Origin of the sequence: Hallerella porci (assembly GCF_003148885.1) — a bacterium.
In the GTDB taxonomy this organism is placed as follows: Bacteria; Fibrobacterota; Fibrobacteria; order Fibrobacterales; family Fibrobacteraceae; genus Hallerella; species Hallerella porci.
In genome coordinates this window covers 220,439-232,822 of sequence record NZ_QGHD01000001.1, presented here as the reverse complement: position 1 = coordinate 232,822, position 12,384 = coordinate 220,439, and the positions used below count along the sequence as shown (strand labels likewise).

Here is a 12,384-nt window from a genome sequence, read left to right as displayed (position 1 = left end):
AATTTTAGCGAGCGAAAACGGATTCGATTTTTCCGTTTGTCGCTTTGGCGTTATAACCTTCGTGAATGGGACGCGTCGGTTTTCCGTTTGCATCGAAGAGCGCAGTCGTTCCATCCAAAAGCGAGAAACTTCCACCAGCTTCAGCAAAAATTGCAGGAAACGCAGCGATGTCCCACAGCGAAACGACGGGATCAACCATTGCTTCGGCGCGACCCGTGGCGACTAAGAAGTAACCGTAGCAATCGCCCCAACCGCGGTAAAGTTTTGCGGATTTGCGATACGCTTCAAATTCTTTGCCGAGATGCATTTCGTCAAAAGTATTGACCGTTCCCGAAAGCACAAGCGCATCGCTCAGGTGTTCGACTTTTGACGTATAAACGCGACGTTCTCCGACAAAAGCGCCACAGCCTTTTGCCGCATGCAACATTTTTCGTTGCGCCGGAAGATTGATAATGCCGACGAGCGGTTCGCCCCGATGATAAAGCCCGATAAGAGTTCCAAAAAGAGGAACGCCGCGGATAAAAGATTTTGTGCCATCAATCGGATCGAAAACCCATTTATATTCGGCTTCGGGATTTTCAATGCCAAATTCTTCGCCGATGACGCCGAAGTGCGGCGTTTCTTGGGCAAAGACTTTTCGCAAAGCTTCTTCGGCACCTTTATCTACGATTGTTACCGGCGTATTGTCCGGTTTCCATTCCACCGCTAAATCGGAATCAAAATGCGAAAGAATCACTTTTTCCGCAGCCGATGCAGCGCGCATCGCGATTTGTTCTAATTCTTTTACTTCGCAAGTTGACATTCTTCTTTCCACTTTTGAACGAGATCGATCAGCAGTTGATTTTCTTCGGGCTTTCCAATCGTTACGCGGATAGATTCGGGGAGGCCGAAACTTTTTAAGTAGCGCACGATCATGCCGTTTCGTTCCAAAAATTCCGTCAACTGTTTGCAATTTTCGCCGATATGCACGCAGATGAAATTCGCCTGCGTCGGGAGAACGGAAAAGCCGAGCTTGGCAAAATTTTCCGTCAAAAATTGCGCACCAGAAACCGTCAAAGCAATCGATTGTTGAATGTGATTTTCATCGGAAAGCGCAGCCGTTGCCGCCGCTTGCGCAGGTAAATTCACATCGAAAGGCGGTTTCACTTTCCAAATCGCCGCGATGATTTCGGGACTAGAAAACGCATAACCGATGCGCAGTCCCGCGAGTCCGTAAATTTTACTGAATGTGCGATTCAAAAGCAAATTCGGAAATTCTGCGAGTTTCGAAATGAGCTTCGGATAATCTGGCGCCGTCGCAAATTCCGAATACGCTTCGTCCAAGAAAACGAGAACATTCTGCGGCACTTTTTGAAGAAAGTCGAGAAGTTCTTTTTCGCTGTAATAAAATCCGGTGGGATTATTCGGATTGCAAATGAAAATGGCGCGCGTCTTCGGCGTTAACGCTTGAAGATAAAGATCTAACGCAGGACGTTCTTCGCCCGCGGCGACCGAAATAAATTTTGCCCCGTATAAATCTGCGGTTGCGCTGTAAACAGAGAAAGTCGTTCGGATGCCGATGCATTCATCGCCTGGCTGCAAGAAAGCTTTCCCCACCATATCGATGATTTCGTCGGAGCCATTGCCGAGGACGATTTGATTTGTGTTCACGCCGAATTTTTTTGCAATCGCCGAAATTAAATGCGGCGCATTTCCGCGCGGATAAAGATGCAACTGCGAAGCCATTTCGCAAAATGCCTTTTGCGCTTTCGGTGACGGTCCGAGCGGATTTTCGTTGGACGCAAGTTTCACTGCACTTTTTAATCCGTATTGTTCGCAGATTTCTTCAATGGATTTTCCGGGAACGTAATCGGAGATATTTTTTAATTCTGGACGTGTTTCAATCATACGCTAAATGTAAAAAATTGCCGTTTTATTGGCTTTGTGTTCTTTTTTAAGTTTTTCGTTTCCTTTTCTTCGCACAAAAAAGCCTCGGTTTTACCCGAGGCTTTTTCGTAAAAATCCGAAAGGAAAATTACTTGGTTGCCACGGCAATTTCTGCCATGCCAGTCATGTGTTCGCGGAGCCATGCACCGATGATTTCGGTCGGATGCTGACGAATGCCCTTGTTCACTGCGATGAGTTTCACGTTATCGACACCGTTGCCCTTGCCTGCACCGTAAACTTCGCCGAGGTCTTCCTTCGTAATCTTCTTCATGAAGTCTTGGAGGAGAGGAATGCAGCGGTTTGCGAAGAGGTAGCAGCCGTATTCAGCGGTATCGCTAATGACGCGGTTCATTTCATAGAGCTTCTTGCGCGCGATGAGGTTTGCAATCAGCGGAATTTCGTGAAGGGTTTCATAGTAAGCGCTCATCGGCTTCATGCCCGAAGCGGTCATCGTTTCGAATGCAAGTTCCGAACCAGCCTTGATCATAGCGACCATGAGAACGCCGCGGTCAAAGTATTCTTGTTCGGTAATCTTTGCGTCCGAAGCAGCGGTCTTTTCGAAAGCGGTCTTACCCGTTTCTTCACGCCAAGTGAGCAAATCCTTGTCGCCTGCTTCCCAGTCTTTCATCATCGTCGAAGAGAATTCGCCCGAGATAATGTCGTCTTGGTGACGGCGATAAAGGTCGGTCATAATCTTCTTCAATTCCAAGGAAAGTTCGTAAGCGCGAATCTTTGCCGGATTCGAAAGACGATCCATCATATTCGTGATGCCACCGTGCTTCAAAGCTTCGGAAACAGTTTCCCAACCGTATTGGAGGAGCTTTGCTGCATAACCCGGTTCAATGCCTTCGGAAACCATCTTATCGAAGCCGAGGAGAGTTCCGGTCTGGAGCATACCGCAGAGAATGGTCTGTTCGCCCATCAAGTCGGACTTGACTTCGGCGATGAAAGAGCTTTCGAGAACGCCGGCGCGGTCTGCATGAAGACCAGCAGCGTAAGCCTTTGCATAATCCCAACCCTTGCCTTCTGGATCGTGGTCCGCTTGGACAGCGATGAGGCACGGCATGCCGAATCCGCGAACATATTCTGCACGCACTTCGGAACCCGGACCCTTCGGAGCACACATAATCACGGTGATATCATCGCGAATCTGTTGACCTTCTTCGATGATGTTGAAGCCGTGGCTGTAAGAAAGAACTGCACCCTTCTTCATAAGCGGCATAATCTGCGGAATCACATTGTGATGCTGCTTATCCGGTGTGAGGTTGCAAACGAGGTCTGCACTCGGAATGAGTTCCTTGTAAGTACCTACCTTAAAACCATTTTCCGTCGCATTCTTGAAAGATGCGCGCTTTTCTTGAATTGCAGAATCGCGGAGTGCGTAAGATACATCCAAACCGCTATCGCGAAGGTCAAGACCCTGATGAAGGCCCTGAGCACCGCAACCGATAATCACAATTTTCTTGCCCTTAAGAGCTTCGGTTCCACGAGAGAATTCAGAAGCTTCCATAAAACGGCAATGACCAAGTTCTTCGATCTTCTTGCGGAGAGGGAGTGTATTGAAGTAGTTCATTTTTTTACCTCTAGTGTGTTACTACGTTCGCACAATAATGTAGAAAAATTTAGAATGCGAAAGCGGTTAAAAAGGAGGAATTAGTGGTCGGTGATCAGGGGTTAGTGGTTAGTGGGCAGGGGTTAGTGGGCAGGGGTTAGTGGTCGGAAATTTGCAAAATTTCATCTCCGGAGTTCCGATGGAATAATTTTTCATGTAAAATGTTATCTCCGGAGTTCCGATGGAATAATTTTTCATGTAAAATGTTATCTCCGGACTTCCGATGAACAAATTTTGCGTGTAAAATGTTATCTCCGGAGTCCCGACGGACAAATTTTGCGTGCAAAATGGTATCTCCGGAGTCCCGACGGACAAATTTTGCGTGTAAAATGTTATCTCCGGAATCCCGACGGACAAATTTTGCGTGCAAAATGGTATCTCCGGAATCCCGACGGACAAATTTTGCAAAAATGAGGCGCTTCGCACGAGTACATCAAAAATTTTCCGCTCTAAAACTTCGCGTTTCCCCTGCGCGGCTACGCCGCGCCATTATTTTCAATTCCTCCTTCCTCCCTCCTAATTTTTTCTTAAAGCTTTCCTTTTCTCTAAATTCTTTCTATAATAACGCTATGAAATTAGACGAATTGCTGGAAAAAGCTCAGTCCATCGCTATTTTTGGCCACGTTCGCCCTGACGGCGATTGCATCGGTTCTTGCCTTGGGCTTTACAATTACATTTGCGATAATTATCCCGAAAAAACGGTACAAATTTTTGCGGAAAATTTTCCGCCGAGTTATCGCATTTTGTCGGGAGCCGAAAAAATTCTTCCGGAATATGATGGACGCGAAGCGGATCTTTGCTTTCTTCTCGATACACCTTCGTTTGAACGCTGTGGCGCGGGCGGCGAAGCGGCTTTTCAAAAAGCGAAATTTACCTGCAACATCGATCATCACATTAGCAATCCTCAAAATCTTTGCACGCTGAATATCGTCGAACCGCAAGCGAGTTCCGCGAGCGAAGTCTTGTATTTTCAACTGGACTCGGAACGCATAAGCCAAAACACCGCCAACGCCATTTACTTAGGAATCGTCCACGATACCGGCGCATTTAAATTCAGCTGCACGGGAAAACGCACCATGATTGCCGTCGGCGATTTAATTGACAAAGGCGCCGATTTCGCGCGCATTATCAACGAAACTTATTACACGCGAAGCTACAAAGCCACGCGCGTCACCGGATTCGTCTTAGAAAATTGCAAACTCGCTTTAGACGGAAAAGTCGTCTGGGGAAGCATTTCTCCCGAAGAGTTGAAACGCTTTGAAGTTTCTCCGCTCGATTTGAGTTCAATTATCGATACACTCCGCGAAGTCAGCGGAACCGAAGTTGCGATTTTCCTTTATCCGGTCGGCAATTCGTATAAATTGAGTTTCCGCTCCAATTACATTATCGATGTCAATCAAATCGCAGGAAATTTTGGCGGCGGCGGTCACACGCGCGCAGCGGGGGCAAGCGTGAACGAATCTCCGGAATCGGTGATTCCCAAAATTCTCAGTCTAATTCAAGCACAACTTTCTCATTTCAATGCGATTTAAAGAAGGTTTATTGTGACGAAAAAAATTTTACTTATCAACTGGCGCGATATTAAAAATCCCGAAGCCGGTGGCGCAGAACTTTATTTCCACGAAATTTTCAAACGCCTAAACGCGAACGGCTACGAGGTCACCGTCCTCGCCCACCGCGTAAAAGGTTTGCCCGATGAAGAAGTCATCGATGGCATGCGCACGGTCCGCATCGGGAGCAAATTTCTTTTCAATTATTCCGCATTCTTTTACGCAAAAAAACACGAAAAAGAATACGATTTAATCGTCGAAGATTTGAATAAAATTCCTTTCTTTACGCCGCTCGGCACAAAAGCAAAACGCTTACACATGGTGATGCATTTCTTCCGCAAATCCATTTTCCGCGAGACATTTTTTCCGCTTGCGCTTTATGTTTATTTGATGGAACGCGCTGTTGCGCTCTTTTACAAGAACGAAAATTTCCTCGCTATTTCCGAAAGCACGAAAGAAGAAATCGACGACATGGGAATTCGTTACAAGAAAATGTTCCTCGTTGAACCGGGAATTGATACGGAATATTTTCACCCGACAGAAGCGAAAGCAAATCCGCCAGTCATCTCTTTCATCGGCCGTTTGATGAAATACAAAAACGCGCAATTTGTGATTCAAGCGATGCCGCGTTTAAAAGAACTCATCCCCGGAATTCAACTTCAAATTGCGGGCAGCGGCGATTATCGTCCCGAGCTTGAAAAACTCACGAAAGATCTCGGCGTTACCGATTCCGTGCAATTTCTCGGGCGCGTTTCCGAAGACGAAAAGCGCAATTTACTCAGCCGTTCTTCTCTTTTTATCAATCCTTCGTTCAAAGAAGGTTGGGGCATTAACAACATCGAAGCCAATTTATGCGGAACGATTTCGATGTCCAATAATGTCGCCGGTTTAAAAGATTCTGTCATCGACGGTGAAACAGGAATCCTTTATGAAAATGATAATCCCGAAGGATTTTGCGAAAAAGCCGCTGCGATTTTACACGCTCCTGAACGCCTGCACACCTTAGAAGCGAATGCGAAAAAGCGTGCGCTCGGCATGAGCTGGGATGCGATGGCCGAAAAAATGAAAGTCGCTGTCGATTCGGCTATGGAATCGTAAACGCTTTTCCCTCACAAAACAAAAAGCGAAAAACTTTTTAAATTGGCTGTAAAATTTTTCACGAGGTTTTATGTCTCAAATTGCAGATTTCTTTGCGAATTATTGGTGGCTTATTCTCATTTTAGTCATCGTCGTTATCATTATCGCCGCTGTGCGCGCGGTGCGCCGCGTCATCAAAGAAGGCGGTGGTGCATTTGACTTGGAAACGATTAAAAAGAATACCGCGCCGAATTTGGAATTTGTCCGTCAGAAAGGGCAAGCGATGCTCAAAGACGCCGACGTGATTTGCGAAATCAAAAATGGTCGCGTTATTCCGAAGCGCGAAGACATTATGACTTTCCGCACCGTTTACAAGACCAAGTACAAAGCCGCTTCATTCTACATCGCCAAAGAAAATAAAGTTGTTTATTTCTTCTGCAAAACCGAAGCCGGTTTACAACGCCGCTTGCAAAATTTGCTTTTCGATCGTCAAATGAAGAATAGCCATTGGCCGTATGCCGACAAGGCGACCGCCGAACATTTGCGCTATCCGAAAGCTTAAAATTCGATGGACGATTCCGCATTTCAAACGCTCCCGCTTTATGAAAGCGCGAGCGTTATTCGTCAAGAAATTCGTAAACAAAAAAATCTTCTTTTAACGGCGCCGACCGGCTCCGGAAAATCCACTTTGGTTCCGTGGATTCTCGCTTCCGAAAAAGAAGAACTTGCCAAAGTCGCAGTTCTCGAACCGAGACGTTTAGCGGTGACAAGTCTCGCCGGATTTCTCGGAAGTCTTTTGCCCGAAAATTCCTGCGTCGGTTACCGCATTCGATTCGAAAGCAATTCTTCGCCTTCGACAAAAATTCTCTTCACCACTTACGGCAATTTTTTAGAATCCATTTTGCACAAAGCCGAAAATTTCGACTGGATTGTTTTCGATGAATTTCACGAACGCCGCGCCGAAATGGATTTGCTTCTCGCCTATTTTTTAGCGTTACAAAAAACATCTCCGCAAGCGCCGCGCATTGCGATTCTCTCGGCAGAACTCAACCGCGAAGAACTCGAAAATATTTTACAAGTTCCGTGTTTAAAAGTCGGAAAGCCCGGTTTTCCGGTGCAAATTCTCAATCAAGATTCTCCCGTCGGAACGCCTCTCGCAAAAAATGTGGAGAAAGCGCTTCGCACTTTAGAGCGCAATCGAATTTGGGAAACTTCCCTCGTTTTTCTTCCGGGCAAAGGCGAAATTTCTACGGTGCACCGCCACTTAGACGAAGCATTCGGTTACGGAAAAGTGAAAATTTTGGATTTATTCGGCGGCCAAGAAAAATCGATTGAACGCGAAATTTTTTTGCATACAAAAGAACCGCGGATTGTCCTTTCGACAAATATCGCAGAAACGAGTTTGACAATTCCGAACGTTACCGGCGTCATCGATTCCGGTTTAGAACGCACGACCGAATTTAACGCCGAACAAAAACGGAACATTTTAAAACTCAGCCGAATTTCTCTGCAAAATGCGGTGCAGCGCACGGGGCGCGCGGGAAGAACGCAGAAAGGCGTTTGCATTCGTCTGTGGAATTCTCGCGAAGAATCGCTTTTCCCGAAAGGCATTATTCCCGAAATTTTGAAAAGCGATTTGCGTCCGCTCATCTTAAAAATTGCAGCCCTCGCTAAGCGTGCGCAAGTTCCGTTCGATGCCATTCTTTTGCCGACAAAGCCCGACGCAAAAAATTTTGAAAAAGCTTTTGCGGAACTCGTCAAAAATCAATTTTTAACCGACGAAAAATGCATCACCATTCTCGGCGAAAAAGTTTTGCAAATTCCGTTGAACGATTTATCGCTCGCCAAAGCTTACGCCGAAGCCGAAAAAATTTCTGCGCTTTCCATTGCGCTATTCAGCATTCTCGATGCCGATGAAATGCAAAGCAAAGAGCGGACGCCGCTCAATGCGCTCGAACTTGCCCGCGATTTAACCGAAAAAGGAAATCGCCTTTCACGAGAAATTCGACTTGCCCACAAACGCCTTCTCGATTATGCCAAAGAAAATGACCGCAAAAAATTTTCTGCGGATAATTCCGACGATGCAATCGCCATTTTCTTGAACGCATTTCCCGAAAGCATAGCGATTGCAAACAGCAACTCTTACAAAACGCCGACGGATACTTTTCCCATTTCGCCTGCGAGCGTAAACGATGCCAAAGCGATTCTCGTCTTTCATTTACTGCGCACGAATTCGCAGCAAAAATCCGAAATGCGCGCGGGCCTTTATCTGCCTGTTCCCGAAAAATTTTTGCAGCACGAAAACGCAACCGTTCGCTATGAACTGCTTTGGCGCTCGGGGCAAGAACGCTACATTGGACTTTTGATTCGAAGTCACGGCGATGTGGAAATTTCCCGCGAAGAAATTCTCCCGCAAGAAGCGAACGCCGAAACTTTGCAAAAACTTTTAGCGCTCACCGCAGACACTTGGATGGAGCGTCACCGCCGCGAAAATTTTTCGCATTTGTGGATGGACGAAGCGAATCAAATTCTTCTTTGCAAGATGAAACTCGCCGCCGAAAATTTTCCCGATTTTGGACTTCCTTTGTGGAATGACGAAGATGTGGAACTCGTCACCGCAGATTTTTTTGACGGCGTTTTTTTAATGCGCGATCTTTCGCCCGAACGCTTCCGCAAAAAAATGCAAGAATACTTCGGCGAAAATATGCTCAGTTGGCTCGCAAAAATGTTTCCGGATTTTCTCGTTCTTCCAAACGGCAAGCGGGCGCATTATCATTATGTGGAAAATTCTCCCGTCGAACTTTCTGCACGCATCGAAGACCTGATGACATTCCGCGGTGAACATTTTATCACGCAAGGAAAAGTGAAAGTCCGCTACGATATTTTAGCGCCGAATTTTCGCACGGCGCAGAAAACGTGGGATTTAACAGGATTTTGGAAAAATACTTATCCCCAAATACGAAAAGAGCTTCGGGGTCGTTACCCGAAGCATCCTTGGCCCGAAAGCGTTCTTTAATTATTCCATTTTGACGACGCTCCATTTTTTCGGCGTCGCATATTCACTCTTCGAATCGAAATTATCAAACTTGAAACTGTCCGCCGTTAAATTCTGAATGGCACCGCGTTCCGTTTTGCATTCAATGGATTTTGCCGCTTGGCAAGTATCGACCGTTAACACAAGATAATCGCCGAAGACTGCCCACTTGCCGAGACGACGCACTTTCATCGTGTTATCGCTCAAACCGGTTTTTCCGACGACGCGATATTCGTCATATTTAAAATCGAGAGTCCACTTGAGAGTGTCATTACTTTCGGATTCCCAACCGTGATCCGTCAAATCGGAAACTTTCGGATATTCCACTTTCATCGCAGTTGTGTGATAAGTTTTCTTATCGGTTGCGCCTTCGAAAATCAAATCGTCATCATCGACTTTCACCGTGTAATTGCCGAGAGTCGTCACCTTGCCCACGTGATACGCCGGGAGCAAAAGCAAATGCTGACGATGCACATCGTAATAACCCGCTTCAAACAAGTCTTCTTTCTTGTCGCCATTTTCTGCGACCGAAATGCGGACATATTCACCGTTTTTAAAGAAGCGATAAATCGACGACGCATCGCCTGTGCTCCATTCCGCTTTCTTTCCGACGAGAGAATCGGAGCGCGAAAGATAATCTTTAGTCACTTTACGCGTTGCTTTGCCGACTTCCTTCGCCTCTTTTCCGTTGATGGAAACCGTGAGAGAAGAATCCTTCACCGCAAATTCCAAAGAAATTCCCTTTTCCAATTCGGCGAGGAATTCATCGCCCTGCGCTTCGCCCGCTGCGTAAACCACGCCGTCGTCCTTCGTAAAGGTCAATTTTCCGCTCGAAATATCTGCGGTTTTTGCGACCGTGCCATACGAAGTTTCCGGATTCGAGGAATCGATTACCCACAAAGAATAAAGCCCGTTCGCGCCCGCCGTAAGCCAGAGCTTTCCGCCGAAGCGTTCGCCCAAATCCATATTCGGCATTTCGCTCATGATTTTTTGAATCGCATCTGCATCTTCTGCTTTTTGCGAAGACGAAGAAATATCTGCTGCGGACGAAGACGAATCTTCTTCGGGAGCAGAACTGCTAGAACTATCACTGCACGCAGTAAAGAAAAGTGCCGACGCAGCCAAAGCCAAAGAAATTTTTTTCAAATTCATAAAAACCTCATTTTTGATTTAAAACTAAATTCTTAAAAGCCGCCAAAACAAAGAATGTTGGATTTTCAAATTTGTTTATGGCAAGTCACAGCATTTCGTCATTGAGAACGAAAATGATTTGTCCAAGAAAATGAAGAAAAAGAAAAATTACTGCACAAAATGTAACTACTTTTCAAAATTTTTAGTATATTTAGACCATGATTGAAAGTTTACACGGAATTTTGATTGAGCGACACCCGACTTTTGCAGTGATTGAATGCGGCGGAGTCGGTTACGGCGTTCAAATTTCTTCGCGCACAGGCGAACGCTTGCCGCAAGAAGGTTCAGAACTCACGATGTTAACGCATTTAGTCGTCCGCGAAGATGCGATGGAACTCTTCGGATTTGCCGATTCTCAAGAAAAAGAAGTTTTCTTAAATATGATTTCGGTAAATGGCGTCGGGCCCAAAACCGCTCAGCGGATTCTTTCTGGCATTTCTCCGGGAGATTTTTTAGCGATTATCGCCCGCGAAGACAAAACTGCCCTCGGAAAAATTAAAGGCGTCGGAAAAAAGACTGCCGAACAGTTCATTCTCGCTCTCAAAGACAAAGCGATTGCCCTCTCGTCCGTCTCTGGGGGTGAACAAACGGCATTACTTTCTCCGAATCAAAGCGAAGCGGTCTTGGCGCTGCATACTCTCGGCGTCAAAGACCCCGCTGCCCAAAAAGCGGTCGAAAAAGCGGTCGAAATTCTCGGCGTTAACGCTTCGGTCACGCAAATCATTCCCGAAGCCCTCAAACACGTTTAACGATTCCCTATGTCCGAACGCATTATTTCTCCCGAACAAGCAAATGGCGAAGAAGCGGATTTGGAGAGAAGCCTCCGCCCCGAAACCCTCGCCGATTTTACCGGCGAAGATCACATCAAAGAAAGTTTGCAAATTGCGATTGAAGCCGCCAAACGTCGCGGTGAAGCGTTGGATCATTGCCTTTTCGCAGGTCCTCCCGGACTCGGCAAAACGACTCTTTCGGGAATTATCGCCAAAGAAATGGGAGTCGGCATTCACATTACCAGCGGTCCCGTTTTAGAAAAAGCGAGCGATCTTGCAGGACTTCTCACAAGTCTTGGCGAAAACGATGTGCTTTTTATCGATGAAATTCACCGCTTAGGCCGCGTCATCGAAGAATATCTTTATCCCGCGATGGAAGATTTTCGCTTGGATATTATGCTCGATTCCGGGCCCGCTGCCCGCAGCGTCAATTTACCGCTCAAGCATTTTACGTTAATCGGCGCTACGACGCGGACAGGGCTTTTGACCGGACCACTCCGCGATCGCTTTGGTTTACATTACCGTTTGGATCTTTACCCCGCCAAAGATTTGGAGCAGATTTTAAAACGCAGCGCCAAAATTTTGAATGTTAAAATCACCGATGAAGCGGCGAAAATTTTGAGTTCAAAATGCCGAGGCACGCCGCGTATTGCAAACCGAGTGCTTCGCCGTGCCCGCGATGTCGCCGAAGTGCGCGGCGAAGGAATTATCGATTTAGAAGTCGCCGAACGCACGCTGAAAATGCTCGGGATTGATAATCGCGGCTTAGATCCGATGGATCGAAAAATTCTTTCGACGATTGCAACGAATTTTTCGGGCGGTCCAGTCGGACTCGGAACAATTGGTGCATCCCTTGGCGAAGAACCCGATACCCTTGAAGAAGTTTACGAACCTTTCCTCATCCAGCAAGGACTTCTTTCGCGGACTCCGCGCGGGCGCGTTTTAACCCCGACCGCTTACCAAGCGCTGCATATTCCGATGCCCAATGGGATGCAAAGCGAATTGCCTTTCGCATAAATTTTTCGTTTAGACCTTTCGCGTAAAAATTTCAATCTTTGCTTTTGCAATCTTGAGCAAAAATGGACTAGCGAAAATTGAAATTTCCATTTTTTGCGAAAACATTTAACCATTTTCAAATAAAACTTTGAAATTTTTCAAAATTTTTGTTTTTTCTAAGAATTTTTACTGTTCATTTCAATTTTCACGATGATTTGAATTCATTTC

General features: G+C 46.2%; 10 protein-coding genes. 6 read left to right on the top strand and 4 right to left on the bottom strand.

What is annotated here, in order from left to right:
• Window positions 1-4 precede the first annotated feature (4 nt).
• The 3 genes from B0H50_RS00975 to ilvC form a co-directional block, all read right to left on the bottom strand.
• A complete protein-coding gene (locus tag B0H50_RS00975; protein WP_109587095.1) occupies window positions 5-802 on the bottom strand; it encodes an inositol monophosphatase family protein in 798 nt (265 codons plus the stop codon).
• Window positions 784-1,887 (bottom strand): histidinol-phosphate transaminase, encoded by a 1,104-nt coding sequence (hisC, locus tag B0H50_RS00970; protein WP_106197388.1) that lies wholly within the window; start codon window positions 1,885-1,887, stop codon window positions 784-786. The genes B0H50_RS00975 and hisC overlap by 19 nt, the downstream gene beginning before the upstream one ends.
• A 127-nt stretch (window positions 1,888-2,014) precedes the next feature.
• Complete coding sequence (gene ilvC, locus B0H50_RS00965) at window positions 2,015-3,499, bottom strand: ketol-acid reductoisomerase (RefSeq protein WP_106197389.1); 1,485 nt, start codon at window positions 3,497-3,499, stop codon at window positions 2,015-2,017.
• A gap of 608 nt (window positions 3,500-4,107) precedes the next feature.
• Between ilvC and B0H50_RS00955 the strand changes: the two genes are divergently transcribed.
• The 4 genes from B0H50_RS00955 to B0H50_RS00940 all read left to right on the top strand — a co-directional run bounded on the left by B0H50_RS00955 (window position 4,108) and on the right by B0H50_RS00940 (window position 9,181).
• Window positions 4,108-5,070, top strand: a complete 963-nt coding sequence (locus B0H50_RS00955) for a DHH family phosphoesterase (RefSeq protein ID WP_106197391.1) — start codon at window positions 4,108-4,110, stop codon at window positions 5,068-5,070.
• A 12-nt stretch (window positions 5,071-5,082) separates the two neighbouring features.
• The gene (locus tag B0H50_RS00950; protein ID WP_109587093.1) at window positions 5,083-6,186 is read left to right on the top strand and encodes a glycosyltransferase family 4 protein; all 1,104 of its coding nucleotides are present in this window, start codon (window positions 5,083-5,085) and stop codon (window positions 6,184-6,186) included.
• 70 nt (window positions 6,187-6,256) lie between these two features.
• On the top strand, window positions 6,257-6,727 hold the full coding sequence (locus B0H50_RS00945; protein WP_106197393.1) for a hypothetical protein: 471 nt from the start codon (window positions 6,257-6,259) through the stop codon (window positions 6,725-6,727).
• A gap of 6 nt (window positions 6,728-6,733) precedes the next feature.
• Window positions 6,734-9,181, top strand: a complete 2,448-nt coding sequence (locus B0H50_RS00940; RefSeq protein WP_109587092.1) for an ATP-dependent helicase C-terminal domain-containing protein — start codon at window positions 6,734-6,736, stop codon at window positions 9,179-9,181.
• Here B0H50_RS00940 and B0H50_RS00935 read toward each other — a convergent pair whose 3' ends face one another.
• On the bottom strand, window positions 9,182-10,351 hold the full coding sequence (locus B0H50_RS00935) for a hypothetical protein (RefSeq protein WP_106197395.1): 1,170 nt from the start codon (window positions 10,349-10,351) through the stop codon (window positions 9,182-9,184). It abuts the gene before it with no gap.
• A gap of 197 nt (window positions 10,352-10,548) precedes the next feature.
• Here B0H50_RS00935 and ruvA point away from each other — a divergent pair, with 197 nt between their 5' ends.
• Together ruvA and ruvB are read left to right on the top strand one after the other, a co-directional pair.
• A complete protein-coding gene (gene ruvA, locus B0H50_RS00930; RefSeq protein WP_106197396.1) occupies window positions 10,549-11,139 on the top strand; it encodes a Holliday junction branch migration protein RuvA in 591 nt (196 codons plus the stop codon).
• Between the two features lie 9 nt (window positions 11,140-11,148).
• Complete coding sequence (gene ruvB / locus B0H50_RS00925; protein WP_106197397.1) at window positions 11,149-12,177, top strand: Holliday junction branch migration DNA helicase RuvB; 1,029 nt, start codon at window positions 11,149-11,151, stop codon at window positions 12,175-12,177.
• The last annotated feature ends 207 nt before the right edge of the window (window positions 12,178-12,384 follow it).

Bases quoted from the DNA above. Each gene is read 5' to 3' on its own strand.
- B0H50_RS00975 (WP_109587095.1), bottom strand. From the start codon at position 802: ATGTCAACTTGCGAAGTAAAAGAATTAGAACAAATCGCGATGCGCGCT.
- hisC (WP_106197388.1), bottom strand. From the start codon at position 1,887: ATGATTGAAACACGTCCAGAATTAAAAAATATCTCCGATTACGTTCCC.
- ilvC (WP_106197389.1), bottom strand. From the start codon at position 3,499: ATGAACTACTTCAATACACTCCCTCTCCGCAAGAAGATCGAAGAACTT.
- B0H50_RS00955 (WP_106197391.1), top strand. From the start codon at position 4,108: ATGAAATTAGACGAATTGCTGGAAAAAGCTCAGTCCATCGCTATTTTT.
- B0H50_RS00945 (WP_106197393.1), top strand. From the start codon at position 6,257: ATGTCTCAAATTGCAGATTTCTTTGCGAATTATTGGTGGCTTATTCTC.
- B0H50_RS00940 (WP_109587092.1), top strand. From the start codon at position 6,734: ATGGACGATTCCGCATTTCAAACGCTCCCGCTTTATGAAAGCGCGAGC.
- B0H50_RS00935 (WP_106197395.1), bottom strand. From the start codon at position 10,351: ATGAATTTGAAAAAAATTTCTTTGGCTTTGGCTGCGTCGGCACTTTTC.
- ruvA (WP_106197396.1), top strand. From the start codon at position 10,549: ATGATTGAAAGTTTACACGGAATTTTGATTGAGCGACACCCGACTTTT.
- ruvB (WP_106197397.1), top strand. From the start codon at position 11,149: ATGTCCGAACGCATTATTTCTCCCGAACAAGCAAATGGCGAAGAAGCG.